Origin of the sequence: Lysinibacillus sp. NPDC093190, from assembly GCF_050280425.1 — a bacterium.
In the GTDB taxonomy this organism is placed as follows: Bacteria; Bacillota; Bacilli; order Bacillales_A; family Planococcaceae; genus Lysinibacillus.
Genome location: NZ_JBNNVG010000018.1, coordinates 20,858 through 46,959 on the forward strand (window position 1 = coordinate 20,858; position 26,102 = coordinate 46,959).

Annotated in this window: 29 protein-coding genes; 24 read left to right on the plus strand and 5 right to left on the minus strand. The window is 37.1% G+C overall.

What is annotated here, in order from left to right:
* The 5 genes from sufD to ACQKOF_RS14825 all read left to right on the plus strand — a co-directional run bounded on the left by sufD (position 1) and on the right by ACQKOF_RS14825 (position 6,238).
* Positions 1 to 1,308 (plus strand): Fe-S cluster assembly protein SufD, encoded by a 1,308-nt coding sequence (gene sufD / locus ACQKOF_RS14805; RefSeq protein ID WP_427558398.1) that lies wholly within the window; start codon positions 1 to 3, stop codon positions 1,306 to 1,308.
* Positions 1,308 to 2,537: a cysteine desulfurase gene (locus ACQKOF_RS14810; RefSeq protein WP_370042331.1), complete on the plus strand. Its 1,230-nt coding sequence runs from the start codon at positions 1,308 to 1,310 to the stop codon at positions 2,535 to 2,537. The genes sufD and ACQKOF_RS14810 overlap by 1 nt, the downstream gene beginning before the upstream one ends.
* Positions 2,527 to 2,955, plus strand: coding sequence for a Fe-S cluster assembly sulfur transfer protein SufU (gene sufU, locus ACQKOF_RS14815; RefSeq protein WP_370042329.1), 429 nt, complete (start codon positions 2,527 to 2,529; stop codon positions 2,953 to 2,955). Before ACQKOF_RS14810 ends, sufU begins: the two co-directional genes overlap by 11 nt.
* Before the next feature lie 103 nt (positions 2,956 to 3,058).
* A complete protein-coding gene (gene sufB / locus ACQKOF_RS14820; protein WP_031417705.1) occupies positions 3,059 to 4,456 on the plus strand; it encodes a Fe-S cluster assembly protein SufB in 1,398 nt (465 codons plus the stop codon).
* Positions 4,457 to 4,879: 423 nt separating this feature from the next.
* Complete coding sequence (locus ACQKOF_RS14825; protein WP_427558401.1) at positions 4,880 to 6,238, plus strand: lytic polysaccharide monooxygenase; 1,359 nt, start codon at positions 4,880 to 4,882, stop codon at positions 6,236 to 6,238.
* Positions 6,239 to 6,350: 112 nt separating this feature from the next.
* Here the strand turns inward: ACQKOF_RS14825 and ACQKOF_RS14830 are convergent, their stop codons facing one another.
* Complete coding sequence (locus ACQKOF_RS14830; RefSeq protein WP_427558404.1) at positions 6,351 to 7,220, minus strand: ferritin-like domain-containing protein; 870 nt, start codon at positions 7,218 to 7,220, stop codon at positions 6,351 to 6,353.
* Positions 7,221 to 8,061: 841 nt separating this feature from the next.
* On the opposite strand from ACQKOF_RS14830, the gene ACQKOF_RS14835 reads away from it, so the two are divergent.
* Positions 8,062 to 8,529, plus strand: coding sequence for a DUF6097 family protein (locus tag ACQKOF_RS14835; RefSeq protein ID WP_427558407.1), 468 nt, complete (start codon positions 8,062 to 8,064; stop codon positions 8,527 to 8,529).
* A 478-nt stretch (positions 8,530 to 9,007) separates the two neighbouring features.
* Here the strand turns inward: ACQKOF_RS14835 and ACQKOF_RS14840 are convergent, their stop codons facing one another.
* Positions 9,008 to 9,358: a DUF3592 domain-containing protein gene (locus ACQKOF_RS14840; protein WP_427558410.1), complete on the minus strand. Its 351-nt coding sequence runs from the start codon at positions 9,356 to 9,358 to the stop codon at positions 9,008 to 9,010.
* A 164-nt stretch (positions 9,359 to 9,522) separates the two neighbouring features.
* On the opposite strand from ACQKOF_RS14840, the gene ACQKOF_RS14845 reads away from it, so the two are divergent.
* The 14 genes from ACQKOF_RS14845 (at position 9,523) to ACQKOF_RS14910 (ending at position 21,358) form a co-directional block, all read left to right on the plus strand.
* Entirely contained in the window at positions 9,523 to 9,732 is a 210-nt protein-coding gene (locus tag ACQKOF_RS14845) for a hypothetical protein (RefSeq protein ID WP_427558413.1), read from the plus strand.
* A gap of 475 nt (positions 9,733 to 10,207) precedes the next feature.
* The gene (locus tag ACQKOF_RS14850) at positions 10,208 to 10,555 is read left to right on the plus strand and encodes a hypothetical protein (protein ID WP_427558416.1); all 348 of its coding nucleotides are present in this window, start codon (positions 10,208 to 10,210) and stop codon (positions 10,553 to 10,555) included.
* 120 nt (positions 10,556 to 10,675) lie between these two features.
* Positions 10,676 to 11,113, plus strand: a complete 438-nt coding sequence (locus ACQKOF_RS14855; RefSeq protein ID WP_427558596.1) for an Rrf2 family transcriptional regulator — start codon at positions 10,676 to 10,678, stop codon at positions 11,111 to 11,113.
* An 87-nt stretch (positions 11,114 to 11,200) separates the two neighbouring features.
* Positions 11,201 to 11,803: a DsbA family oxidoreductase gene (locus tag ACQKOF_RS14860; RefSeq protein WP_427558419.1), complete on the plus strand. Its 603-nt coding sequence runs from the start codon at positions 11,201 to 11,203 to the stop codon at positions 11,801 to 11,803.
* An 87-nt stretch (positions 11,804 to 11,890) separates the two neighbouring features.
* Positions 11,891 to 12,493, plus strand: a complete 603-nt coding sequence (locus ACQKOF_RS14865; RefSeq protein WP_427558422.1) for a nitroreductase family protein — start codon at positions 11,891 to 11,893, stop codon at positions 12,491 to 12,493.
* A 773-nt stretch (positions 12,494 to 13,266) separates the two neighbouring features.
* Entirely contained in the window at positions 13,267 to 14,124 is an 858-nt protein-coding gene (locus tag ACQKOF_RS14870; protein WP_427558425.1) for a DUF72 domain-containing protein, read from the plus strand.
* Positions 14,124 to 14,945 carry a sulfite exporter TauE/SafE family protein gene (locus ACQKOF_RS14875; protein WP_427558428.1) on the plus strand — a complete coding sequence of 274 codons (822 nt, stop codon included), beginning with the start codon at positions 14,124 to 14,126 and terminating at the stop codon, positions 14,943 to 14,945. Before ACQKOF_RS14870 ends, ACQKOF_RS14875 begins: the two co-directional genes overlap by 1 nt.
* A 97-nt stretch (positions 14,946 to 15,042) precedes the next feature.
* A complete protein-coding gene (locus ACQKOF_RS14880) occupies positions 15,043 to 16,410 on the plus strand; it encodes a bifunctional metallophosphatase/5'-nucleotidase (protein ID WP_427558430.1) in 1,368 nt (455 codons plus the stop codon).
* Between the two features lie 38 nt (positions 16,411 to 16,448).
* On the plus strand, positions 16,449 to 17,558 hold the full coding sequence (locus ACQKOF_RS14885) for an HD-GYP domain-containing protein (protein WP_427558433.1): 1,110 nt from the start codon (positions 16,449 to 16,451) through the stop codon (positions 17,556 to 17,558).
* Between the two features lie 23 nt (positions 17,559 to 17,581).
* Entirely contained in the window at positions 17,582 to 18,391 is an 810-nt protein-coding gene (gene yunB / locus ACQKOF_RS14890; RefSeq protein ID WP_427558435.1) for a sporulation protein YunB, read from the plus strand.
* A 493-nt stretch (positions 18,392 to 18,884) separates the two neighbouring features.
* Positions 18,885 to 19,808, plus strand: coding sequence for a lipoyl synthase (gene lipA, locus ACQKOF_RS14895; RefSeq protein ID WP_427558438.1), 924 nt, complete (start codon positions 18,885 to 18,887; stop codon positions 19,806 to 19,808).
* Positions 19,809 to 19,840: 32 nt separating this feature from the next.
* Positions 19,841 to 20,194 (plus strand): YutD family protein, encoded by a 354-nt coding sequence (locus ACQKOF_RS14900; protein ID WP_427558441.1) that lies wholly within the window; start codon positions 19,841 to 19,843, stop codon positions 20,192 to 20,194.
* A gap of 377 nt (positions 20,195 to 20,571) precedes the next feature.
* Positions 20,572 to 21,099 carry a D-glycero-alpha-D-manno-heptose-1,7-bisphosphate 7-phosphatase gene (locus ACQKOF_RS14905; RefSeq protein WP_427558444.1) on the plus strand — a complete coding sequence of 176 codons (528 nt, stop codon included), beginning with the start codon at positions 20,572 to 20,574 and terminating at the stop codon, positions 21,097 to 21,099.
* Positions 21,100 to 21,163: 64 nt separating this feature from the next.
* Positions 21,164 to 21,358 (plus strand): hypothetical protein, encoded by a 195-nt coding sequence (locus ACQKOF_RS14910; RefSeq protein WP_370042304.1) that lies wholly within the window; start codon positions 21,164 to 21,166, stop codon positions 21,356 to 21,358.
* A 353-nt stretch (positions 21,359 to 21,711) separates the two neighbouring features.
* Here the strand turns inward: ACQKOF_RS14910 and ACQKOF_RS14915 are convergent, their stop codons facing one another.
* The gene (locus tag ACQKOF_RS14915; RefSeq protein WP_049669114.1) at positions 21,712 to 21,978 is read right to left on the minus strand and encodes a DUF3055 domain-containing protein; all 267 of its coding nucleotides are present in this window, start codon (positions 21,976 to 21,978) and stop codon (positions 21,712 to 21,714) included.
* A gap of 88 nt (positions 21,979 to 22,066) precedes the next feature.
* On the opposite strand from ACQKOF_RS14915, the gene ACQKOF_RS14920 reads away from it, so the two are divergent.
* Together ACQKOF_RS14920 and ACQKOF_RS14925 are read left to right on the plus strand one after the other, a co-directional pair.
* Positions 22,067 to 22,519: a DUF86 domain-containing protein gene (locus ACQKOF_RS14920; protein ID WP_427558447.1), complete on the plus strand. Its 453-nt coding sequence runs from the start codon at positions 22,067 to 22,069 to the stop codon at positions 22,517 to 22,519.
* The gene (locus ACQKOF_RS14925; RefSeq protein WP_427558450.1) at positions 22,516 to 23,268 is read left to right on the plus strand and encodes a TIGR01457 family HAD-type hydrolase; all 753 of its coding nucleotides are present in this window, start codon (positions 22,516 to 22,518) and stop codon (positions 23,266 to 23,268) included. The genes ACQKOF_RS14920 and ACQKOF_RS14925 overlap by 4 nt, the downstream gene beginning before the upstream one ends.
* 186 nt (positions 23,269 to 23,454) lie before the next feature.
* Here the strand turns inward: ACQKOF_RS14925 and ACQKOF_RS14930 are convergent, their stop codons facing one another.
* Entirely contained in the window at positions 23,455 to 23,691 is a 237-nt protein-coding gene (locus ACQKOF_RS14930) for a YuzB family protein (RefSeq protein WP_053484208.1), read from the minus strand.
* Positions 23,692 to 24,032: 341 nt separating this feature from the next.
* On the opposite strand from ACQKOF_RS14930, the gene ACQKOF_RS14935 reads away from it, so the two are divergent.
* Entirely contained in the window at positions 24,033 to 25,097 is a 1,065-nt protein-coding gene (locus ACQKOF_RS14935) for an NAD(P)/FAD-dependent oxidoreductase (protein WP_427558453.1), read from the plus strand.
* Positions 25,098 to 25,405: 308 nt separating this feature from the next.
* On the opposite strand, the gene ACQKOF_RS14940 is transcribed toward ACQKOF_RS14935, so the two are convergent.
* On the minus strand, positions 25,406 to 25,741 hold the full coding sequence (locus ACQKOF_RS14940; protein WP_427558455.1) for a YuzD family protein: 336 nt from the start codon (positions 25,739 to 25,741) through the stop codon (positions 25,406 to 25,408).
* An 83-nt stretch (positions 25,742 to 25,824) separates the two neighbouring features.
* Between ACQKOF_RS14940 and ACQKOF_RS14945 the strand changes: the two genes are divergently transcribed.
* Complete coding sequence (locus ACQKOF_RS14945; protein ID WP_053484205.1) at positions 25,825 to 26,061, plus strand: NifU family protein; 237 nt, start codon at positions 25,825 to 25,827, stop codon at positions 26,059 to 26,061.
* Positions 26,062 to 26,102 lie beyond the last annotated feature (41 nt).

Below are 26,102 nucleotides of genomic sequence, written 5' to 3' on the forward strand. Positions count from 1 at the left end.
ATGACAGTGGAACTTAACTTGCCTGTAACAGTACAGGACGTGCGCTCGTTCTCAGAAGCAAATGGAGAACCGGCTTGGTTTACAGAACTTCGCGCGGCAGCACTAGACAAAGTAACTGGTTTAGATTTGCCAAAACCAGACAGAACAAATATTACAAAATGGGATTTCGTAAATTTCCCAACTCACACAGTTGACAGTGAAGGATTCGCTTCACTTGATGTGTTACCAGAAGAAGCAAAAGCTTTAATTGATTTTGAAGCACAAGAAAATCTTTATATTCAACGCAATAACACACCAGCTTTCATTAAAACATCACAAGAACTAGCTGATAAAGGTGTTATTTTTACAGATATTTTAACAGCGGTTCGTGAACATGGCGACCTTGTTAAAAAGTACTTTATGACAGAAGCTGTAAAAGTTGATGAGCATAAATTAACAGCGCTTCATGCGGCACTTGTTAACGGTGGTGTGTTCGTATACGTACCTAAAAATGTCATTATCGAACAGCCGCTTCAAGTAGTATTCTTAAATGATAACGCAGAAGCTTCATTATATAACCACGTGTTAGTTGTTGCTGAAGCAAATTCAGCTGTAACATATGTTGAAACATATATTTCAACAGTTGAAGAAGCAAAAGGTCAAGCAAATATTATTGCAGAAGTAGTAGTTCAAGACAATGCACAAGTTACTTATGGTGCGGTTGATGTGCTTGCGAAAGGATATACTACTTATGTAAATCGTCGTGCACGCCTAGCTCGTGATGCGAAAGTAGATTGGGCTCTTGGTTTAATGAATGATTCAGATACTATATCTGAAAACATTACACATCTAATCGGTGACGGTTCTCATGCTGATACAAAAACAGTAGTTGTTGGTCGCGGTGAACAAAAACTTAACTTTACTACTGAAGTTCGTCACTGGGGTAAGAACTCAAATGGTCATATCTTAAAGCATGGTGTAATGAAAGACGCAGCACAATCAATCTTTAACGGTATTGGCTACATCGAACACGGTGCGACAAAAGCGGATGCACAGCAGGAATCACGTGTGTTAATGCTTTCTGAAAAAGCTCGTGGCGATGCAAACCCAATTCTATTAATCGATGAAGACGATGTAACAGCAGGACACGCAGCATCTGTTGGTCGAGTGGATCCACTACAGCTTTACTACTTAATGAGTCGTGGTATCTCGAAAGCAGAAGCAGAGCGCCTTGTTATCCATGGATTCCTTGCGCCAGTTGTTACGCAATTACCAATCGTAGGCGTACAAAAGCAACTGACGGAGGTTATTGAAAGGAAAGTTCGCTAATGATGAATAAAGACATTAAAAGCTATTTCCCAATTTTAAATCAGGAAGTAAACGGTCATAAGCTTGTTTACCTTGATAGCGCAGCAACTTCTCAAAAACCTATTCAAGTGATTGAAGCAATGAAGCATTATTATGAATTCGATAATTCTAATGTTCACCGTGGTGTGCATACATTAGGTAATCGTGCTACTGACAAATACGAGGGTGCACGTGAAAAGGTTCGTAATTTTATTAATGCTACATCAACACAAGAAATTATTTTTACTCGCGGTACTACAACTGCTTTAAATACAGTAGCAGCAAGTTATGGTCGTGCTAATGTTGCTGAGGGTGATGAAATTGTCATTACTCACATGGAGCACCACTCTAATATTATTCCTTGGCAACAACTAGCGAAGGAAAAAAATGCAACGCTGAAATATATTGAGCTTGAAGCAGATGGCACACTTAACTTAGAAAAGGTTCGTGCGACAATTACACCTAAAACAAAAATTGTGTCGGTGTCAATGGCGTCAAACGTCCTTGGAACGATTAACCCAATTAAAGAAATCGCTCAAATCGCGCATGCGAACGGTGCAGTAATGGTAGCGGATGGTGCACAAGCAGCACCACATATGAAAATCGATGTACAGGATTTGGATGTAGATTTCTTAGGGTTCTCAGGTCATAAAATGTGCGGACCAACTGGAATAGGTGTACTATATGGTAAAAAGGAACACCTTGAAAAGATGGAGCCAATTGAATTTGGTGGCGAAATGATTGACTTTGTTGGACTTTATGATTCAACGTGGAAAGAACTACCGTGGAAATTTGAAGGTGGAACTCCTATTATTGCAGGTGCAGTAGGTTTAGGAGCCGCTATTGATTTCTTAACTGAAATTGGGTTAGATAACATTGCGGAGCATGAGCATAAGCTTGCAGGCTACGCGATGGATCAGCTTGAAACAATTGACGGACTTAAAATTTTCGGCCCACGTGACCCAATGAAACGTTGTGGCCTTGTAACGTTTAACCTAGACGATGTACATCCACATGATGTGGCAACCGTTCTTGATATGAATGGTATTGCGGTTCGTGCAGGGCATCATTGCGCACAGCCACTAATGAAATGTCTTCAACAAGTAGCGACAGCGCGTGCAAGCTTCTATCTGTATAACACAGAGGAAGATATTGACCGCCTAGTTGCAGGGTTACGTTCTGCGAAGGAGTATTTTGGCGATGTCTTTTAATAATTTAGATCAACTATATCGTTCAGTCATTATGGATCACTATAAAAATCCTCGTAATAAAGGATCTATTGAAGATGATGCTGTAACGATCGATATGAACAATCCGACTTGTGGAGACCGTATTCACTTAACGCTAAAAGTGACTGACGGTATTGTAGAGGATGCGAAGTTTGACGGTGAGGGCTGTTCGATTTCGATGTCCTCTGCTTCCATGATGACGCAGCTCATTAAAGGGAAAAAAGTTGAGGAAGCATTAGAGCTTGCTGAAATTTTCTCTAAAATGATGATGGGCGAAGACTATAGCGAGAAATATGACCTTGAGGATGTTGAGGCACTGCAAGGTGTTTCTCAATTCCCTGCACGTATTAAATGTGCGACATTAGCTTGGAAAGCGATGGAAAAAGGTGTAAAGCAATAAATAAATCCTAATTTTGAGTGAAAGCTACGATGTGTGCTTTCACTCAAAGTAAGATTGCATGCTTTAAACAAAATAACAATAATGCATGAACGGAGGAGAAACGATGGCTAAAAAAATGCCTGATATTGGCGATTACAAATACGGATTCCATGACAAGGACGTATCAATTTTCCGTTCAAAACGTGGTTTAACTGAAGAAATCGTCCGTGAAATTTCTAATATGAAACAAGAGCCAGAGTGGATGCTTGAATACCGCTTAAAAGCACTTGAAACTTTCTATACAAAACCTATGCCGCAATGGGGTGGCGACCTAGGAGATTTAGATTTTGATGAAATTACGTATTACGTAAAACCATCAGAAGCTACACAAAAATCTTGGGATGAAGTACCTGATGAAATTAAAGCTACTTTTGATAAATTAGGTATTCCAGAAGCAGAGCAAAAATACCTTGCAGGTGTATCTGCTCAGTACGAATCTGAGGTTGTTTATCACAACATGAAACAAGACCTTGAAGACCTTGGTATTGTGTTCAAAGATACTGACTCAGCTTTACGTGAAAACGAAGATATTTTCAAACAATACTGGGGCAAAGTGATTCCTTACACTGACAACAAATTCGCTGCACTAAACTCAGCTGTTTGGTCAGGTGGATCATTCATCTATGTACCACCAGGTGTAAAAGTGGAAACGCCATTACAAGCTTACTTCCGTATTAACTCTGAAAATATGGGTCAATTCGAACGTACGTTAATTATTGTAGATGAAGGCGCTCACGTACACTACGTTGAAGGTTGTACAGCTCCTGTTTATACGACAAACTCTTTACACTCAGCAGTAGTAGAAATTGTTGTACGTAAAGATGCATACTGCCGTTATACAACGATTCAAAACTGGGCAAACAACGTTTACAACCTAGTAACGAAACGTACAGTTGTTGAAGAAAACGGTACTATGGAATGGATCGACGGTAACATCGGTTCTAAGCTAACAATGAAATACCCAGCTTGTATCCTTAAAGGTGAAGGCGCTCGTGGTATGACATTATCTATCGCATTAGCAGGTAAAGGGCAACACCAACACGCAGGTGCGAAAATGATTCATATGGCACCAAACACATCTTCAACAATCGTTTCTAAATCGATTGCAAAACAAGGTGGTAAAGTAACGTATATGGGTCAAGTTCGTTTCGGCCCTAAAGCAAGTGGTGCACGTGCTAACATTGAATGTGATACGTTAATCATGGATAACCAATCTACTTCAGATACAATTCCATACAACGAAATCTTAAATGATAATGTTTCTTTAGAGCATGAAGCGAAAGTTTCAAAAGTATCAGAGGAACAATTATTCTACTTAATGTCTCGAGGTATTTCTGAAGAAGAAGCGACAGAAATGATCGTAATGGGCTTCATCGAGCCATTCACAAAAGAATTACCAATGGAATACGCAGTAGAAATGAACCGTCTTATCAAGTTTGAGATGGAAGGTTCTATCGGATAATACGCCGATAAACGTTGGTAAATAAGGGTTTTATACTAAGTACCAAAAACCTTTATTGCACACAAATTTCTTTTAAAAAAATCGAGTGCATTGCACTCGATTTTTTTTTTTTATGCAGATGTTGTTGTAATAGCTTAAAGACCTATTCTGCGAGGGATAAAAAAATATGGAGAAGATCATAAATCGACAAATTTTAATTTGAATATTTTATGAACACCTTATTAAAATCTATATCTCTTTTCAGTGAAAAGGTACATAATTATAAGATATTTATTATATTTAGAGCTATTAATATACATCTTTTTCGAAAAAACATAACAGTATAATGAGACTTTTATCATATTTACACATCGTTTGCTTAATTGTTAATCCATAGCTATCATACAGTAGAAATACATTTTCAGTGATAAGGAGAATACTTATATGAACACTAAATTCACAAAATTAAGTAAAAGTAAAAAGGGATTAAGTGCTGCCATATTAGCAGCGGGAATCATGGGGATTGCAATGGCACCAAATGCATCTGCACATGGGTTTGTTGAAAAACCGGCTAGCCGTGCTGCTTTATGTAGCCAAAGTTATGGCGCGCTTAACTTGAGTTGTGGAAGGGTTATGTATGAGCCACAGAGCTTAGAGGCCAAAAAAGGATTTCCACAAGGTGGACCAGTTGATGGTAAAATTGCATCTGCAGGAGGTATGTTTGATGGCATCCTCGATCAACAATCCGTAAATCGCTGGTTTAAGAATTCGATTACAGGAGGACCAAATACCTTTACATGGAAGTACACTCAGTCACATTTAACAAGCAAATGGCACTATTATATTACGAAAAAGGGATGGGATCCTAATAAGCCATTAACCCGTGCTGATCTTGAGCCAATTGGAACTGTAGAACATAACGGTACTGAAGCATCAACTAATCTAACTCATACAATTAACGTACCAACTGATCGTAGTGGCTACCACGTTATTTTAGCTGTTTGGGATGTAGCGAATACTGCAAATGCTTTCTATAATGTAATTGATGTTAATTTGGTGAATAATGTGGATGTAGATAAGGAAGCTCCATCTCAACCAAATGGATTACAAGCAACGAAAGTCACTTCTAACAGTGCTGAGCTAAAATGGAATCCTTCTACGGACAATGTGGGTGTAAAAGAATATCAAGTTTTCCGTGATGGTAAAGTAGTTGGAAATGTACCGGGAACTACATTCACAGATAAAAATTTAAAAGCGAATACAAAATATACATATACAGTAAAGGCAGTGGATGCAGCTGGAAATGTTTCTAAAGAAAGTGAGTCTATAGCTGTAGAGACAATGATTGCAGTTCCAGATACAGAAGCACCAACGCAACCAACTGCACTGCACACGATGGGCGTAACATCCTCAAGTGTGGACTTAATGTGGAGTGCATCAGAGGATAATGTAGCAGTTGACCATTATGTTATCTATCGAGGGACATCAGTAGGACAAATGACTGTAGTTGGAACATCGAAAACTACATCCTTTATGGACAAGAATCTTCAATCAAATACAACTTATAAGTATGCGGTCACTGCCGTTGATGCAGCTGGAAATGAATCTATTAAAAGTTCCATTTTCACTGTAACTACAAAAGAGCAAGGGTCGTCTTATGAACAATGGAGTCCAATTAAGGCATACACAAAAGGTGATAAAGTAGAGCACCAAGGTAAAATATATGAAGCTGTGCAAAGCTATCAAGGATATGGAGATCCAAATTGGATATTCGCATTGTCTTTATGGAACGAAATTAAATAAAAATTAAGCTTTTACAAAGATAAAAATTGCGTGACTCTTGTAGAGAAGCAGGAGCACGGAGCATTAAGATTGAAGGAGACGAACTTTGAAAATCGTCTCCTTCTTTTGCTCTTCAAGGTAAGTACCTAATGTTGTTTTGGTGGTTCAAAGAGTCGTTATAAAGTTGAGTAAAAACGGTTGGAAAATTATCAGTAGGAATATTAAATGCCATAAACGATTCATACATAGCAATATTGTCTTTTTCCTTACGACTCCTAGCCGCATATGCTATTTTATTGTTTTCTGAGTTTGTTACGAATAACTGCGATTCATCATTAGAAAACGGTATCCAATTATGTCCGAAAAAAGGTAATAAAGAATTTATATGCCCAAAAGTATTATTAATAAAGTTAAAGTTTCCTAGAAAATTATCAAAAATTGATTGAGTTAAGTTTTCACCCAATAATTGAGGGGATGTCAATGCAGGAGGATGTAATAGATCTGGATGACCGTAATTTTGAGTATGCTTATGTGTTATGTCGGGGCTTTTTGAAAAAAAATACAAAAACCATACAGCGTGATTTTGCTCGTCCGCTGCTGCACGTCGAAATCTTTCTTTAATCATCAGATTATTTGCTTTATCTGCTATATCTAAATAAGAATCAACAGTTTCTTGTTCATCTTTAAAAGCAAATTCGATTCCGGCCCTATAGTTGTCTGGGCATTCCTCAATTATTTGATAAGAAGGCTTTCTTCCTGTTAAATTCATATAAATTTTGCTGAATTCCTCGAGATGGCGTAGTTCATCCTTTTGAATCTCAAGTATTCTATTCTTTTCATCCTCAGTAGGTGCCACCTTAGCTAACTTTTCATAACAAGCAACAGCACTATACTCAGCATTAATTGCCTTCTGAATATCATTTACAAGTTGAGCATCATTTGGCATAGGATAAGTACTATTATGCTGTGGAGCATAATGATAATAGTATTGATTTGGATACATCATTGTCCTCCTTTTATTTAACTTATTTCAGCGGGTGTCCAAACATCCGTACCTGTCGCTACGCTTTCGGTACAAAAGACATCCGCTGAAAAAGAGGAACTCAGTCTAAGAACGCCCCGTCCTGTGGCAACGACTGAGTGACCAACTTCATGTTGTTGCCGCTGCCGCTCCGCTTTCGCGTAGATAAAACCCTTTTGCTGTCGCTTCGCTTTCGCACAGACAAAACATGTTGCTGCCGCTACCTCTTCGCTTTCGCACAAAAAACATCTGCAGGCCTAAGCACAAAGCCGATTCTGGACGCAATTATGTCGAGGCATAATTGATCCATCAACTTATCTTATGCTTTGTGTATAGGTAATTGTGCAAAGACATTTCTTGTGTTGCCTAGGTTGGGTGTTAATTCAACAAATTTCGTTGAAAAATGTATGTGATTGGATTTTTTTGTAGTCCGTTTGCGGCTGTAGAAACAAATTACTCGCTTGGGGTTTTAACTATTTATTTTTTAGTATTTATAAACCATTCTTCAGGCAGTTCCTAATTTCTTCTTTTCATCGAACTACTAAAATTGGAGAAACTTTTAAAAATGCGCGCACCAGTGATAAACGTTGCTTTTCACCATCTGATAGAACCATCGAACAGATGGATAGAACGGCATAAAGAAAAGGGGAGTCGCCGAAACGTTCGGGAAACTTTATAATGTGCCTCCACTCCAACATTTGATGTAGAATCATCTTTTTTCACTGTTTTTTCGCTTAGAAAAATATTGCAAATCATAACCTTTAAATAGAAACAATCTTTCATTTATGGTACTATATACAAAATAATTTAAAGCGAGAAAGAAGTGAGGAATCTGAATTACGGAAAAACGATGCTTGAATTTAATTCTAGCGCGGAAGAACTTAAACAGCTTCACAAAATAATTAGTGATTACAACTTACCTATTAGAAGTGAAGATACTTTTGAAAAACAAGCGGTGGAGGTTAGCGAATATTTAAATGAACCTACTTTTATCGAAGCTCGGAATAAAAAACGATCTTTAAACATTATGTCAGGTGTTATTGCATTACCAATCGTTGTCTTTATTGTTTATATGATATTAGGAAAGTTAAAAATAATAGGTCGCGAGGATATCTTTAAAAATATACTTGATTGGTTCTTAGCGTATCCATGGGCCTTTATTCTATACGCTTTTATATTTGCTTCTATCGTAATTGCACATAAATTAATAGAAAAGAAAATGTATAATAAAATATATCCTAATTTAAAGTTGAAATTATTAGACCAATTAAATCAAAATATTGAAAAGTAGGTTTAACTTCTTTCAGAAAGCGCAGCAATGTACTGATCTAGAAATTCTAAGATAAATAAAAACACCTTTCGTTGGAAAACGGGTATTACACCTTATGAAATCAACGTGAAGGTGTTTTTTCTATGGGGATTTATTAATCGTTAATCTGACTCGTTTCTCCAAGTATGAGTTGATTCAATATTTTAAAAAATAAACAAAAGAATCGAAATAAATCCGATAGTTTATTTGTGATGATTCAAGTGGCATTTACTATATTTGTAAGTTAATAATTTGGCTTAGTACTGTATAAAAATCTAAAAACCATAGCTGAGAATTGTATAAAAGCTAAATATAGTAGTTTCTCACAGAAATAACGTCTGAGTATGAGCAACTTGTTTATTCGGAAGGTGTTAGTGATACTATTTAGGTAACTTTTTTGTCATAGGAAAGGGGTAATCCCATTTCCTATACATCATTCAATGTACCACGCTACCTTCTTCTATATTTGATATTTCAGTTTAAACTGTTGTGGCTTCTTTTTATTGTATAGAATCGTCACCCATTGTCCTTCCTCAAAAAAAGCACGATTTTTCGTATATGTCCATACTTTGCTTGTGACAGTGATTGGTTTATTTTGTAATGACGTAAATTGTACTGTCAACTTCACTCTACGCTGTGATTCTCCTTTTGCATATGTAATCTCATGGCCGACTGTTCGGTGTGAAAAATCACTTTCGATAATCTGTGCGTTCGTTTCAATCCATTCAATTTTTTGATACTTCAGTGGTAATATCCATAGTGCGACAAAAATGATTAGAAAGAAGACAATTACCCCGATAAAAATGTACATTTGCATCCCCACTTTTTTTCTTTTTTAAACAAAAACTATAGGTAAACTCAAAATTTTTAAATTTTGTTTTTTCTGTGGAAGGCTGCCAGAGCCAGCAATGCTTTGAGAACTTTACTTTTATAATACTATACACTCTTTACTTTGTTCACAATTTAATATAACTTGTGGAAATAATAATTGAAGCTGCAAAATCAACTTTAATTGAAAACCTTAAAGGTCAAAAACTGGCTGCTATTCGTATTCGAGGAGGGCAACCTTATGTATATCCAAAAGAAGTATTCTTAAATCCTGTATTATACGGAGAGCTTGGTTTAGAGGTTCCTAATGAAGTTAGCAAGGTAATTATTGTGCAAAATCATTTCATTTTTGTCTAGCGTGGGCGTTATACATAATTACCTAATTGTTAACTTAAACAAATAAAACACATTTCATTGAATGTACATGAAGGGATTTTTTATAATCCGTTTGTAGCTGTAGTAACAAAAAGATGGATTGGATTTGTAATGTGATTAAGATATACATATTAGACAAGGCGAGAGATGCTATATTGGTCAGACATACTCGTGGTCGACAGCTTGGTATAAAAAATCCACTTTTTGGCCGTCTGTTTAAATCCATTTGTATTTTTGGGTGAAAATGTATATTTACATCCTGCTTATTTATCTCTTTTTACTAAAAAAGATGGCAGATAAACATGGAATTTTTATTTATCAATGTTTTCATATATTTTCCAATGCCGAATATGCAAAGCTCGTGGACATTCCACAAATGGCCCCGACTAACACGATCAAAGGATTATTGTTATACAGCGCTCCATACGATATCACAAAATTTCAGGATGGTGAGATAATGTCTTCGTACCAATTTATACTCAAACGAATGGGCTGGGGTATTTTGGGCGATAAAAACTGGATGAACAACTCGGAATTAGATGTTTTAAATCTATCAAAGTACGTCACAAAAGATTTTCCACCAGCATTTGTGACCGATGGCAATACGAATTCGTTTGAATCACAAGCAAGAACTTTCGTAGATGTACTTAAAGAAAAAGATGTTTTGGTCAACTCTCTGTTTTTCGATCCTGCTGAGATGAAGGTAGGTCATGGCTATCAGTTTGATATGGCTTCCCCCGCTAGCATAAGTAGCCTAAAGCAAACAAGGGAGTTTCTGAACGAAGTTACTTCATCTAGCGAGTGAACACCGAAATAATATATTTCTCAGACATGTTGAATAGTCAACATGTCTGATGTTTTTATAAAAACAAGTTGACTTATTTTCCGGTTGTAACTATAATGGTTACAGCTGGAGGTGATGAAGATTAAAATTAGCAGTCGTTTTACAATTGCTGTCCATATTTTATCAATCATCAAACAAAATCCATCGACCATTTGCACATCGGAATTTATGGCGGAAAGCGTAAATACAAATCCGGTAGTAATTAGGAAAATAGTGTCCTATCTTAAAAAGGCAGGTATCGTACAAGTGCGCCGGGGAACAGGTGGAGCTTCTTTAGTCAAAGATTTGGATGCTATCACTTTGCTAGAGGTTTTTCGTTCAGTAGAAGTTGTAGAGGAAGATCAGTTATTTCATCTACATGAAAATCCAAATCCTGATTGTCCTATAGGTGCCAATATACAGGCTGTGTTAGAGCTAATTTTAGTGCAAGCACAAGAAGCTATGGAACAAGTATTAGCCAATATTACTATGGAACAAGTGATTACATCTTTAATCCATGAAATTCAACAATCACAATAAATGCATTCTTTTCACTGAATGCATATTTATTTGACTGAGTTGTAACTGAAATGGTTACAACTGAGAGAGAAAGGAAGGTTTTATTGGGTGACTCTTAAAATAAAAGCATATTCGGATTTTATTTGTCCTTTCTGTTTTTTAGGGAAAGGGCCATTAGATGAAATTGCAAAAGAAAAGGATATTGAAATAGAATGGATGCCGTTTGAATTAAGACCTAAACCATATCCAAAAATTGATCCTTGGAAAGAGCCTGCTAAATTAGGATCATGGGATTCCTATATTCTCCCTACAGCCAAAAAGCTAGGGATTGATATGCGATTACCGCGAGTATCTCCACATCCTTATACAAATTTAGCTTTCGAAGGATATCAATTCGCTAAAGTACATGGAAAAGGAAATGAATTTCATCATAGAGTTTTCACAGCGTTTTTCCAAGAGGAACAAAATATAGAGGATGTAGACGTGTTAACTCAATTAGCAAATGAGGTAGGTCTGCCAAAAGATGAATTCAAAGAAGCCTTGCTTTCAGGTAAATATCGTGAAGCTCATCAAGAAGCTTTAAAACATGCTTATGAAGAAGCGAATATTAGTGCTGTTCCTACATTAATTATTGGAGATGAAATGATTCAAGGATTAGCTAGTAAAGAAAGAATAGCACAAGTCATCGATCAGCAATTAAAAAATAGGTAATTATAGATTTAAACAGTAGCGTATAAAATGAAGCTACATGTAAAAGTCTATGTATATAAATTTGATTAAAATTTGGAGGAAATACAAATGTCAGTAACAACAACAAATTTAAAAGATGCAATTATTAATCGTCGCTCAATCCGTAAAGTGAAAAAGAACGCAGCGATTACAAAAGAAAAAATTGAAGAGCTATTAAAAATTAGTGTACAGGCGCCATCATCATTTAATATGCAAAGTGGACGTGTAGTAGTTTTAATGGATAATGAACACGAAAAGTTTTGGGATATTGTCAAAGAAACATTGCGTGCACGTGTTCCGGCAGAAAATTTTGCAGCGACTGAAGAGCGTTTACAAGGATTTAAAGATGGTGTAGGCACAATCTTATTCTTTGAAAACCAAGCAACGATCAAACAAATGCAAGAAAACGCTCCTTCTTATAAAGAGCAATTCCCATTCTGGTCACATCAAGGAAATGCAATGCTTCAGTACGCAACATGGATGTCTTTAACTACTGAAGGAATCGGCGCATCTCTTCAGCACTATAATCCAATTATTGACGAGGAAGTTAAAGAAACTTGGAATATTCCTGCAGAATGGAGCCTAGTAGCTCAAATGCCATTTGGTGAACCAAATGAACAACCAGGAGACAAAACTTCTTTACCTTTTGAAGATGTGGTGAAATTTTATTAATTAAATCAATGATTACAAATAAACCCGGTTAAGTGAACTTGATGCACTTAACCGGGTTTTTAATATATTAGTCAAATAAAAAATTGTACCCTACATATTGAAATTTCTATATTTTCACCTACAGCTGTTGACGGCTTTTTTGATTCCGTGCAATCCCAATATGGAATCGAATCTTGTACCAAAACGTATACCATGTGCTTAGGTTGATTGGAGTGGAGACTGGGCGACTCCTTGGGGATTAGTGATAGAGGAACGAAGAGGCTGGGACAAAAGTATTTTAGCTAAAGTAAAACCCGAACAAATTTGCAAAACAGTCATACGGTATTTTGCAATTGTTCGGGTTTTCTAAATATAATGCTTATTTTATTTGAAAGTAATTCGGCTTTCGCGAAGAGCTAATTAGTTATGTCCCAGCTCTTCGTGACCAACATCGGTGCTGCTGCCGCTTCGCTTTCGCGCAAAAAACATCTGTTGACCCGAGACCCTGGGGCGAGTATCGCGAGTGAAGCGGCTCATCGGACGCCCCCAGGAAGCTTTGCTCTGCGCGTCAGCGACAAATGTTTTATCTGTGCGAAAGCGAAGCGTCAGTGACAAAGCGCCCAGCCGGAACGGAAATCAATCCCACGTTTTGCTGATATTCCTATATTTTATCGTATAGGTAAATTATGGTAATTTCCATATTTACCTTGTTTATGAGGTGTGTTTTTTTACGATACGTTCATATTTCATTAGAAAGTATATGCTATGATAAATATACATAGAGGAGGGGGCACATGATTATAGTTGGATTAACTGGTTGGGGTGATCATCCTTCACTTTATAGTGGAGTGACTGCCTCAAAGGACAAATTATTCGATTATACAGGTCATTTTTTAACGGTCGAAGTTGATACTTCTTTTTATGCCGTACCTTCTAAAGAAAATGTACGGAAATGGTGTGAGGATACACCCGGAAATTTTCGTTTTGTTGTGAAGGCCTATCAAGGAATGACGGGTCATTTACGCGGCGACATACCGTTTGAATCGAAGAATGACATGTTTAATGCCTTTATCGAATGTGCCAATGAATTTAAACGTCATGGGAAGCTGGCGATGGTACTAGCACAATTCCCGCCGTGGTTTGATTGTCAGACTAAGAATGTACAATATTTATTGTATATTAGGCAGCAGCTCAAAGGCTTTGACGTAGCGATTGAGTTTCGCAATCGAACATGGTATGCGGACAATGTCGTGCAGCAAACAATGGATTTTTTACGAGAGCATCAATTCATTCATACAATTTGTGATGAACCACAGGCTGGCGTAGGTTCTGTACCATTTTATCCTACTGTTACTGCGACTAAGGCACTTGTACGTATTCATGGACGTAACATTCATGGGTGGCGCAATACTGGTAATGCCGAAAACTGGCGGAAGGTTCGCTTTTTATATGATTACAATAGTGAAGAATTGCAGCAGCTTGGACAGCATTTGAAACATCTCCAATCAGAAGTACAGGACCTGTATGTATTATTTAATAATAATTCAGGACTTCATGCTGCGAAAAACGCAAAGGAGTTACAAGGAATTTTAGCGATTAAAGATGTAGGGTTAGCACCTAAACAATTAAACATGTTTGAAGGGGAACTATAATGGAATTTTTTGTTTTAGTCATTATTGCATTATTATCTGGATTAATTGGCTCATTAGTTGGGCTTGGTGGAGGAATTATCTTAGTCCCAGCAACATTATACGTTGGGTTAAATCTAGGGATGATTCCAGATATCACTCCTCAAAGAGTAGTTGGTTTATCTGTTGTCATGATGATTTTTACTGGACTTGCCTCTACGTTAAGCTATATGAAATCTAAAACAGTTGATTATAAAAGCGGTTGGATATTTTTTATAGGAAGTATTCCTGGAACAATGTTGGGCGCATGGGTAAATAAGGGGCTAGATTTACCATCATTTAATTTGTATTTTGGTATTTTACTAATCATTTTGGCGACGATATTACTTGTACGTGATCGATTGAAACCTGTAGAATGGTTTGTAAAAAATGGTATGCGATTGGAATTCGAAGATAAAGAAGGAAATACCTTTGTCTATGGGTATCCAATTTGGTTTGCCATTGCATTAACATTTGCCATTGGCTTTGCCTCTGGATTATTTGGTATCGGTGGAGGCTCGATGATCGTGCCTGCCATGATTATTTTATTTTTATTCCCACCACACGTTGCAGTGGCAACATCGATGTTCATGGTTTTTTTATCGTCGATTGTCAATTCAGCGAGCCATATTTATTTAGGACATGTACCATGGCTCTTTACGATTCCGGTTATTCCAGGAGCTTATATTGGAGCAAAGTTGGGGGCAGCATTAAATAAAAGAATTAAATCAGATACTCTTGTAGTAGCACTTCGAGTCATTCTATTATTATTAGGACTTCGTTCTATTATCGAAGGTTTATTGTAATATTGATTTTAGATGTCTATAGGTTCGAAAAGTAAAGGGACTTTGATAGCAAGTTTTCTACAGACATAGAAGCTATTTTAAAGAAGAGGTGGCTTAATTGCTGGAAAAAATTCATATTTTTCACACGAATGATTTGCACAGTCATTTTAAGTATTGGCCACGAATGCAAAGTTACGTGAAAGAAATGCGTTCTAAGCTAACAACCATAGGAGAAACAAGCTATTTATTTGATGTCGGCGATCATTTAGATCGTTCAAATATTTATACAGAAGCAACAGTAGGTAAGGGCAATGTGAGGTTATTGAATGAAGCTGGCTACGACGTAGTGACACTTGGTAATAATGAAGGGATAACATTGTCCCATAAGGAGCTGTACCATCTATATGATGAAGCAGCTTTTGACGTAGTAGTTGCCAATGTAAATGCTTCACATGGAACAAATCCAGCGTGGATGAAGCCGTATGTTGTGTTAACGACTGCTTATGGTACAAAGGTTGCGGTTATTGCAGCAACTGCTATGTTTGAAATTTATTATAAGGAATTAAATTGGGAGATAGATGTGGCACGAAGCACACTTATTCGCTTAGCATATCAGCTTCGTAAAGAAGTAGATATTATTGTTTGTTTGTCTCATTTAGGAATAACAGAGGATGAGCTTTTAGCTGAGGAATGCCCAGAAATAGATGTTATATTCGGTTCACATACACACCATGTTCTTCCAAATGGAAAGCTAATTAATGGCGTTTTATTAACAGGTGGAGGGAAATTTGGACAATATACTGGCCATCTTTTGTTAGAATATGATAAAAAATCTAGGAATATTGTTGAAAAAAAGGATACTTTAATTCATAATAAAGATTTGCCTACGGTTAAAAATGAAAATGAAATCGTTCAGTCTTTAGAAAAAGAAGGCAAACAATTACTTGATACTCCAGTATTTACTACGAAAAAATCGTACAATAAGGAATGGTTCCATTATTCGCAATTATCCGATTTGTTTGCGCGGGCCATTTTAGAGAAAAGTGGAGCGGATTGTGCGTTATTTAACGCGGGGATTTTTTTAGATGGTTTACCTAAGGGAACAGTGACGGCACTAGATTTGCATAGAATTTTCCCACATCCTATAAATTTATGTACGATTGAATTATCAGTTGCTGAAATGAAAGAAATTTTTCAGCAATCTAAAAATGAAGAATGGCCCTATATTGAGCTAAAGGGATTAGGGTTTAGAGGCGTTATTTTTGGGAAGATGCTAACTTATGGCTTTTCAATGAATGAAGATCGCCAATTACTTATTAATGGGAAGCTTGCAGATAACGATCGTATTTATAAATTAGTAACACTTGATTTGTTTACGTTCGGTTATTTTTATCCAAGCTTTAAATATGCTAAGAAAAAATATATTCTACCAGAATTTTTACGAAACATTATGATAGATTATGGGCAAAAATTCTTTCAGCAATAGTAGATAAAATGCTTTTAGAACGGATTGGGGAAAAGGTCATGCGATTAATTTCAATCGATGTATTAAAAGAAGGAATGGTATTAGCAAGAACTATTTGGAATGAGGCGGGACACCCTCTTTTAAAGAAAGATGTTGTCATTAATGAACGTATCATACAAAGACTTCAACAATTAAATACGCATTATTTATATATTGACGATGAAATTTCTAAGGGTATTGAGGTACAGGAAACAGTTCCAGCTGTTATTCGAAATAAAGCAATTTCAACCATTAAAGATTCTTTCCAATCAATCAACGGTTTAAATCCAGTAAATGCCTCTTATGTGCTTGACCAACAATCAAAAGCAATTGTCTCAATTGTAGATGAGTTACTGTCGGCAGTTAGTGGCAATGATGAAATTCTAACAATACTAACAGATGCGTATTTATTTGATGAATATTTATATCAACACTCCTTTCAAGTTACTCTTTATTCGATAGCGATTGCTAAAGAGCTTGGATACTCAGCTGAGGATTTACGTTTAATTGGGATTGGCGCATTGTTACATGACATAGGGAAGCTTATGGTACCAAAGGAGATCCTGACAAAACCTGGGCGCCTAACGTGTGAGGAATTTGAAACGATGAAGCAGCATACTCGATATGGGTTTGATTTGTTACGTAATTTACATTCCATATCATTGATTGTTGCACATTGTGCCTTCCAACACCATGAACGTATTGATGGGAGTGGCTATCCACGGGGCTTAGTTGATTTTGAAATCCATCCGTTTGCCAAAATTATTGGTGTAGCAGACGTCTTTGATGCGGTGACTACAAGTCGTGTCTATCGTGAAAAAATGCTACCTTCTCAGGGCCTAGCAATCGTAGAAGCGGGCTCTGGAACTATATATGATGCACGTATTGTGAAAGCATTGAAAAGGTCTGTTGTACATTATCCTAACGGTGTTATTTTAAAATTATCGGATGGACGTCGAGGTATTGTATCAAGACAAAATACATTGAATCCAGCATTACCATGGATTCGTATCTTTGAGGAGCAAAATCAACTATTAACAGCTACATATGAAATTAATTTAATGGACAACCCAACCGCAACAATTGAAAACGTAGAAGCGGATTATGTTGTACCATCGAAAATCGAATAAAAATCTCCTCCTGTTCATACGTTATGGAACAGGAGGAGATTTTTTTGTTTTTCCCTCGAAAAAGGATGAAATTACGATCATATAGTAATTATGGTAACTATAGAAAAAAGGGAAAACGCCTGAATCGTTTAACCCTAGTAGTTGTATGCGTTATTATCGGTGTTATTTTATTTATTTATTATTTAAATGAGAAGCTTATGCCGACCTACTTAGATTATGCTGAAATACAAACAAGTAAGATTGCATCCTCTGTTGTGAGTAAAGCGATTGATTCTCGTACTTCAAGCGTTATGGATGTTAATGATGTTCTTGTAGAAGTATCCCCTGGCAACCATGCTGATTTGAAAATTAATACAGAAACGATTAATCGAGTTCGAACAGAAACGGTAAATCAAGTAAAATTGTATTTAGAGCAGGCAGAGCAAGGGGAGTTGTCGCATTTGCCAAATGTTGATGATGTTGAATATGATTATAACAAGATTAATGAAGGTAATGGGGTAGTTTTTTATATGCCATTGAGTCAGGCGGCTAATATCCCTTTAATTGGGAACTTAGGACCTAAAATTCCGATACGCTTTCATGTCATTGGCAATGTGCATAGTGAAGTTACTTCTTCAATAAAGGAATATGGTATTAATAGCGCATATATGTCGGTAGGGATTCATATAGAGGTAAATGTCCAAATTATTGTCCCTTTTGCTAGTAAAACAACAACAGTTACTCAGGATATTCCGGTGGCAATGGGCTTAGTAAGGGGTGCAGTTCCAAATGTTTATTCAAATGGTAGTGAAGAGGCACCTTCAATTCAAATACCTGTCTCTCCTAAAAAGTAGAAATGTTTACCTTCTTTCAGCGAATGTCTTTTGTACCGAAAGCGTAGCGACAGGTACAGGTTTCCAAACACCCGCTGAAATAGAGGAACTCAGTCTAAGAACGCCACGTCCTGTGGCAACGACTGAGTGACCAACTTCGTGCTGTTGCTGTCGCTACGTTTCACAACGCTTTCGCACAGTCAAAACACGTTGCTGACGCTACGTTAGCACTACGCTTTCGCGCAAAAAACATCTGTTGGCCTAAAGCCTCCGGCGGATGTCACGGAATCGAAAAGGAGTTAATAAAGGATGTTAGCCTAAAATCATCGCATCCATGCGATAACGGCTAACTGGCCTACATCACGCAGGCCTAAGCACAAAGCCGATTCCGGACGCAATTTTGCCGAGGCAAAATTGATTATGATAGTTGTTGGAGTTCATTTATTATGTTACATTGACAACAGTGAAGATAGTAATATAAAAAATGCATATATTTGATAGGGGCGATATCCGTATGACATCTTGTAAACCCACAAGTAAGGAAAAAGAAGAATATTTAAGAAAACCAGATTGGTTAAAAATTAAATTAAACACAAATGAAGAATATAAAGGGCTAAAGAAGCTCATGCGTGAAAAAAATCTGCATACAGTATGTGAGGAAGCACGCTGTCCTAATATTCATGAATGCTGGGGTGAACGACGTACAGCAACAATGATGATTCTTGGATCTGTGTGTACTCGTGCTTGCCGTTTCTGTGCTGTTAAAACAGGCTTACCAAATGAATTAGACTTAGCTGAGCCAGAACGCGTAGCAGATTCGGTAGCAATTATGAACTTGAAGCACGTTGTTATTACAATGGTAGCGCGTGACGACTTAAAGGACGGCGGTGCGCAAGTATTAGCTGAAACAGTGCGTGCGATTCGTCGTAAAAGTCCGTTTACATCGATTGAAGTTTTACCGTCCGATTTAGGTGGTCTGAAAGAGAACCTTCAAATTTTAATGGATGCGAAGCCAGATATTTTAAATCATAATATTGAAACAGTACGTCGCTTAACGCCGAGAGTACGTGCACGCGCAAAATATGAGCGTTCATTAGAGTTTCTTCGTTTGGCAAAAGAAATGCAGCCAGACATCCCTACAAAGTCATCTTTAATGATAGGCTTAGGTGAAACACATGAAGAAATTTTAGAAGTTATGGATGATTTACGAGCGAATGACGTAGATATTATGACAATTGGTCAATACTTACAGCCAACGAAAAAGCATTTATCTGTCAAAAAGTATTATTCTCCAATAGAGTTTGGTAAACTGCGCAAAATCGCAATGGAAAAAGGATTTAAGCATTGTGAAGCAGGACCACTTGTACGTAGTAGCTATCATGCTGATGAACAAGTTAATGAAGCAACAAAAGCACGTCAATTACAAGCAGAACTGTAAAAGCAAATGTTGAAATGGAAGGTGGTGTCACTTTGATCAATATTGAAGGATATGAATACGAGCTTATTGAAGATTACAAAGAAGCTTTTCAAGAGGAAGTATTCAAGGAACGATACTCAGATATTTTAGCCAGATATGATTATATTGTGGGAGACTGGGGCTATAATCAATTACGCTTAAAAGGCTTTTTTGACGATAAAAATCAGAAAGCTTCTTTCGATACGAAGATTAGTACACTACAAGATTACTTATACGAGTATTGTAATTTTGGCTGTGCATATTTTGTCTTGCGCAAATCCGGTAAATCTACTCAACAGCCAGAAGCTGAAGTAAATGAAGATCATGAAGTGACAAAGCTTGTTGAGGATGAACAAATAGCAGAATAAACTTTTAAAACCTGATGCGAAATTTGCATCAGGTTTTTACTTTGTAGTGATAGGTTTTTTAAAATTGGTAATAATAAAATTGTAGCATATCAACATAGCGTGAGGTTGATTTCCGTTCCGGCTGGGCGCTTTGTCGCTGACGCTTCACTTTCGCGCAGAGCAAAGCTTCTGGGGGCGTCCGATGAGCCGCTTCACTCACGTTGCTCGCTCCAGGGTCTCATCTGTGACGCTGATCCCCAAGGAGTCGCCCAGCCTCCACTCCAATCAACTATTTACATGGTATACGTTTTATAACATTCCCAACTTTCAGTGATGAATCAAAAAGGACGGATTTTAAAATTAATTCTAGTTTTATATTAAAGGTGTGTGTTGTTTAGATGAAAAAAGCTGTTTTTTTGGATCGTGATGGGGTCATCAATGAAGTATTAACGGATCGCGTTAAATTTGTAAATAAACCTAAGGAGCTCTATTTCCTGCCGCATGTTCCGAAAGCTATAAAAAAATTGAATAAATACTTCGACTATATATTTATAGTAACCAATCAAGGTGGCGTTGGATTGGGGTATATGAAAGAAACGCAGCTACAAAAAATACATGAGCATATGGTAAAAGAATTGAAGAAGGAAGGGGCTACTATTCACGAAGTCGTATATTGTCCCCATAAACCAAAGTCGGGCTGTGCCTGTCGTAAACCCAATAGTAAATTAATTGTTGATCTGGGTGAAAAATATAATATAAACTTGGCAAAATCCTACATGGTGGGAGATACGGATACAGATATCATAGCAGGAAAACGAGCAGGAACTAAGGGAGTATTTTTAGGTGAGAAAGATCCACTGGCAGATGCGGTTTTTCCAGATTTAATTAGTGCTGCTGACTGGATTATTAAGGATGCAACAGCATAACGCTAGTATTGTTGAGGTAGAGTGACAAAGCGTATAAATCATGTGAAAAAGGATAATTTATTTATTGGAGGTGATTAATTTGACTAAAGAAAATAAAAAATCGTTAGATCGAGAAGAATATGGATTTGGCTTTGATATTAGTGTTGATGACTTAGCAGTAATTGGGCAAAATCAACAAGCCAAAAAACAAAACGACAATGAAAACAAAGACAAGCCTCACAATAAGGATAATCCTGCTAAATTAAATAATGAAAAGTAGGGGCACGATTCAATGCTCCTCGATTTAGATTTAAGATACTTACAAAAAAATTCCGCCATCCTTCTGTTGAACAGTGCGCAAAGTATATTCCTATGTCTGCAGAAAAGCGGAATTTTTTTGTATTACATTCTTAATTGCTAATAGGCACAAAAAAGCACCCAATTGAAGGGGTGTTATAGACTATCGAAAAACGCTAATTTGATTGCATAAAGTAAGCATTTTGTGAGGAGCTTCGAAACTGTCTCGTTTAGCTAAGCCCGCGGAAAGCGCCAACTCGGAGTGAAAATCAATCTTTATTTTTGATAGACACTTTATTCTTTTTTTGACAATTGAAACACCCAAATTTGAAGGTGTTAATTTAATAATTCACGTAAATATTCACGTAGCTCGACAGTATCTTCCTCTGTGCGATTGTATACGTGTTCAAGATAGCCAGGCTCTTCTACATCATCTGGACCAATTATAGCAAAGCGTCCAAATTGGATATCCATGACAAGCACTTTTCCAAAGAAACGTCCCGATTGCAAAATGGCTAAATCATAACGTAACTTGTCCCCAGCAAAACTAACAAAGCGTGTTTTCGTATCTTCTACATCATCATATAAAAAAAAACGTTCCATCTTTTAATCTCCTTCCAGTCCTATAGATATGGTACTATAGAAGAGAAATGACTATCAACTTTTAAAGATTTGAATGGGGGCTTTCCTTGTGTATTTTGTAGATCGTAATAAAATCACAAAAAATTTACAGTACTTAGATGGACTATTAGCTATTTTAGAGTCAGAAGATAGCTGGCTAGAAAATGATATTAAGAAATTAGCAATCGAGCGAATTGGTCACAATGTGATGGAGTCAATGATGGATGTAGGAAATTTAATGATTGACGGCTTCATTATGCGTGATCCAGGAAGCTATGAGGATATAATTGATATTTTAATCGATGAAAAAGTCGTATCTACTGAAATGGAAGCACCGTTAAAAGCAGTAGTTGGCTTACGTAAAATGCTTGTTCGTGAATTTACAGATGTAGATGTTGAGGAAGTTGTAAATGTGTTAACAACGACTTTACCAGCGTTAAAGCAATTTTCACCTGCTGTGAATAGTTATTTAACAAATGAACTTGGCCCTGTTTCAGCATTTTTACCAGAGGATCATCAATGAGAACCTACAAGGCATATTGCTTTGATCTAGATGGTACAGTGTACCGTGGAAAGGAAGGCATTCCTTCTGCGATTACTTTTATTCATCGGTTACAACAAGCAGGAATCGAGCCATTTTACGTAACAAATAATTCTTCTAAGACAAGAGAGCAGCTGCAGGAAGCTTTAAGCGCTATAGGTGTGAATGCACCATTAGAGCATATTTACTCTAGTGCATTAGTTACAGCGAAATATGTAGCCCTGAATTTCCCTGGCAAAAAAGTAGCCATGTTAGGTTCTGATGGTATTCGTAAAGCGTTATTTAATGAAGGCATTGAACCTACCGAGGATGAGCCAGAGGTATTTGTTATGGGGATCGATCGAAATCTAGATTATATGGCACTTGCGAAGGCGACAGTTGCTGTGCAAAATGGTGCGACGTTTATAGCAACGAATCAAGATATTAAATTCCCGACAGAACATGGATTTCTACCAGGTAATGGGTCGTTTGCCCGATTAGTAGGTGAGGTTGCAGACGTTGAGCCAATCTATATCGGTAAACCATCACCTGCAATGCTTGAAGTCATTGCGACAGAGCATGGCTTTACGAAAGATGAAATGGTGATGATTGGCGATAATTATGACACAGATATTATGTGTGGGATTCGTTTTGGCTGTGATACAATCCATGTAAATACAGGTGTTACACCAACAAAGGTTGTACTTGATAAGGCGCAGCAACCTACATATATGGTGGAAGCCTTAATTTAACTACTTTCAGCAAAAGCTGAAAGTAGTTAAAGCCTCCGGACGCAATTATGCCGAGGCATAATTGAATAATTCACAAATAAAAAAAGGATGCTTATGTCGATTTTTTTGGCATAACATCCTTTTTATATGTTCAAATTTAGTATAGTAAGCGCTTTATCATTATATGAATGAGCTATTACGCCTTCATTACCATAACGGATTTTCTTCGATAAATTGATAAATGGCTTTCGTCAACTCTTCAGGAGAATCAGCCTCAACTAATTCACCATTGACGACTGCATAAAACGATTCAGAACATTTTGTACAGTAACTCAGGCAGCCATATTCCAAAACGTCGATGTTCGGATCACGCTCTAGTATTTCATAAGTTTTTTGAGAGCCATTTGCCAAATTACTTATACAAAATTCAACCATTGGATTCATACATGTCACCTCACCAAAATAATGCTACTCGCTTTTAAAACATTCGTCAATGATTTGAGTTGATCATGAGATAAAAGCAGATACTAAGTAGTAAAGTAGGGCGCATTAACTTTACAAAAGTGAAGAGAAGAAAATGATATTTAAGGAAAATTCGGACAATAACGACGATTTATCGAAGTCCAAGTGATTCAAAAATCGTTCGAAAAAAGCAAGTTATCATTCATTTTGTGAAATCTTTCACAAAATTGCATTCTGATATTGTGAAACTTCTCACAATCGGTTATACTCATTTGTGGATACTTTGTGAACAATTAATATAAGAGATATAAAAGGAGACTATTATGGGAAAATTAGTACTTTTAGGTGGCGGCTACGGCAATATGCGTCTCATGCTTCGATTATTACCAAACGTTCCATTAGACACAGAAATCGTGTTAGTAGACAGAGCCCCTTTCCATAGTTTAAAAACAGAATTTTACGCATTAGCAGCAGGGACTGCAACAGATAAAGAAATTCGTGTAAGCTTTCCAGAGCATGAACGTTTATCGGCTGTATATGGAGAAGTTGTTGAAATTGATCGTACCGATAAGGTAGTCATTTTAGAAGATGGACAACGTATTGAATATGATGATTTAGTAATTGGTCTTGGCTGTGAGGATAAATATCATGGTGTACCAGGTGCAGAGGAGTACACATATAGCATTCAGACAATGGCGAAATCACGTTCAACATTCCAAGCACTTTGTGGTTTACCAGCAGGCTCTACAGTCGGAATTGTAGGAGCTGGCTTAAGTGGTATTGAGCTTGCAAGTGAGTTACGTGAAAGCCGATCAGATTTAAAAATAAAGCTATTCGACCGTGGTCCTCGTATTCTGAAGGACTTCCCAGAAAAGCTAAGTAAATATGTAAAAGACTGGTTTGTAAAACATAACGTTGAAGTCATTGCCAATTCAAATATTACAAAAATTGAACAAGGTAAAATTTGCAATCACGAAGAAGAAATTGCACTCGATTCTGTAGTTTGGACTGCTGGTGTGCAGCCTGTCAAAATTGTCCGCGATTTGGAAGTGGAGAAAGATAAACAAGGTCGTCCGCTTGTAACACAATATTTTAATCTTCTTGATGACGAGCATGTATATGTTGTAGGCGACTGTGCTGCTTCAGAATTACCTCCAACTGCTCAGTTAGCAGAGGAACAAGCAGAACAAATCGTAAAAGTACTTCGCATGCGTTGGAAAGGCGAAAACTTACCTGAGAAAATGCCTGATATCAAATTAAAAGGTTTCATGGGAGCACTTGGTAAAAAACAAGGCTTTGTATATTTAGCAGATACAACAGTAACAGGACGTATCGCACGCTTGATGAAATCAGGATTATTATGGTACTACAAACGTCAAAATGATTAATTAGTCTTATAAAAAGGGATTGCTTCAAAGTTTGAAGCAATCCCTAAGTTTTTCTATCAATATTGGCATAATTGCGTCCGGAATCGGCTTTGTGCTTAGGCCTGCGTGATGCAGGTCAGTTAGCCGTTATCGCATGGATGCGATGATTTTAGGCTAACATCCTTTAAGAACTCCTTTCCGATTCCGTGACATCCGCCGGAGGCATTAGGCCAACACGATGTTGGTCACTCAGTCGTTGCCACAGGACGTGGCGTTCTTAGACTGAGTTCCTCTATTTCAGCGGATGTTTGGACAGCCGCTGAAATAAGTTAAACGGTTTCGTCAGGTACGAAACCAAGCTTTTCAAGTGCGGTAAATACAGGCTTCAGTTGCACATAGCCTTCGCCCACTACTTCATCATTTATAAGGACAAGTGGATAAAAAAAATCATCTTCTTGAATGCGTGTAGCATAATCTTGATCGCGCTCATTCTCAATTGGTCCTTCAATATCAATATAGCGAATATCATATCCTTGGTTTGGATATTTTCGATCGATGGCTGCTTGTAGCCACTCATATGTATCCTTTGAAGATGGTGCATTGACACAACTCGCGCAGATTACCGCTGTTCCGTAAATTTCAATCTTTGGTTTCGTTTGACTCATAGCATTCCCACTCCTCGTGATTCTATATTGGATTTTTTCTGTTGCTAACATTATAATCATTATAAGGAAAGGAGTCGAGACAAATGTCAGAAACAACAATTAACGACCAAGTTCAAGAGGTATTAGATAAATTACGCCCATTCTTACTACGTGACGGTGGAGACTGTGAATTAGTAGATGTAGAAGACGGTATTGTAAAATTACGTTTATTAGGTGCTTGTGGTAGTTGCCCAAGTTCAACAATTACACTTAAAGCTGGTATCGAACGCGCATTATTAGAAGAAGTACCAGGTATTATTGAAGTGGAGCAAGTATTCTAAAATGACTAAAAAAAGTTCTAGCTGATTAATTCAGGCTAGAA

What these genes read in the sequence shown, in the direction of transcription:
- ACQKOF_RS14930 (WP_053484208.1), bottom strand. Translation starts at nt 23,691, where the DNA reads ATGAATCCAATGGTTGAATTTTGTATAAGTAATTTGGCAAATGGCTCT.
- ACQKOF_RS14885 (WP_427558433.1), top strand. Translation starts at nt 16,449, where the DNA reads ATGCGATTAATTTCAATCGATGTATTAAAAGAAGGAATGGTATTAGCA.
- ACQKOF_RS14840 (WP_427558410.1), bottom strand. Translation starts at nt 9,358, where the DNA reads ATGTACATTTTTATCGGGGTAATTGTCTTCTTTCTAATCATTTTTGTC.
- lipA (WP_427558438.1), top strand. Translation starts at nt 18,885, where the DNA reads ATGACATCTTGTAAACCCACAAGTAAGGAAAAAGAAGAATATTTAAGA.
- yunB (WP_427558435.1), top strand. Translation starts at nt 17,582, where the DNA reads ATGGAACAGGAGGAGATTTTTTTGTTTTTCCCTCGAAAAAGGATGAAA.
- ACQKOF_RS14935 (WP_427558453.1), top strand. Translation starts at nt 24,033, where the DNA reads ATGGGAAAATTAGTACTTTTAGGTGGCGGCTACGGCAATATGCGTCTC.
- ACQKOF_RS14850 (WP_427558416.1), top strand. Translation starts at nt 10,208, where the DNA reads ATGTCTTCGTACCAATTTATACTCAAACGAATGGGCTGGGGTATTTTG.
- ACQKOF_RS14865 (WP_427558422.1), top strand. Translation starts at nt 11,891, where the DNA reads ATGTCAGTAACAACAACAAATTTAAAAGATGCAATTATTAATCGTCGC.
- ACQKOF_RS14925 (WP_427558450.1), top strand. Translation starts at nt 22,516, where the DNA reads ATGAGAACCTACAAGGCATATTGCTTTGATCTAGATGGTACAGTGTAC.
- ACQKOF_RS14905 (WP_427558444.1), top strand. Translation starts at nt 20,572, where the DNA reads ATGAAAAAAGCTGTTTTTTTGGATCGTGATGGGGTCATCAATGAAGTA.
- ACQKOF_RS14810 (WP_370042331.1), top strand. Translation starts at nt 1,308, where the DNA reads ATGATGAATAAAGACATTAAAAGCTATTTCCCAATTTTAAATCAGGAA.
- sufB (WP_031417705.1), top strand. Translation starts at nt 3,059, where the DNA reads ATGGCTAAAAAAATGCCTGATATTGGCGATTACAAATACGGATTCCAT.
- ACQKOF_RS14915 (WP_049669114.1), bottom strand. Translation starts at nt 21,978, where the DNA reads ATGGAACGTTTTTTTTTATATGATGATGTAGAAGATACGAAAACACGC.
- ACQKOF_RS14945 (WP_053484205.1), top strand. Translation starts at nt 25,825, where the DNA reads ATGTCAGAAACAACAATTAACGACCAAGTTCAAGAGGTATTAGATAAA.
- sufD (WP_427558398.1), top strand. Translation starts at nt 1, where the DNA reads ATGACAGTGGAACTTAACTTGCCTGTAACAGTACAGGACGTGCGCTCG.
- ACQKOF_RS14825 (WP_427558401.1), top strand. Translation starts at nt 4,880, where the DNA reads ATGAACACTAAATTCACAAAATTAAGTAAAAGTAAAAAGGGATTAAGT.
- sufU (WP_370042329.1), top strand. Translation starts at nt 2,527, where the DNA reads ATGTCTTTTAATAATTTAGATCAACTATATCGTTCAGTCATTATGGAT.
- ACQKOF_RS14870 (WP_427558425.1), top strand. Translation starts at nt 13,267, where the DNA reads ATGATTATAGTTGGATTAACTGGTTGGGGTGATCATCCTTCACTTTAT.
- ACQKOF_RS14830 (WP_427558404.1), bottom strand. Translation starts at nt 7,220, where the DNA reads ATGTATCCAAATCAATACTATTATCATTATGCTCCACAGCATAATAGT.
- ACQKOF_RS14940 (WP_427558455.1), bottom strand. Translation starts at nt 25,741, where the DNA reads ATGAGTCAAACGAAACCAAAGATTGAAATTTACGGAACAGCGGTAATC.
- ACQKOF_RS14875 (WP_427558428.1), top strand. Translation starts at nt 14,124, where the DNA reads ATGGAATTTTTTGTTTTAGTCATTATTGCATTATTATCTGGATTAATT.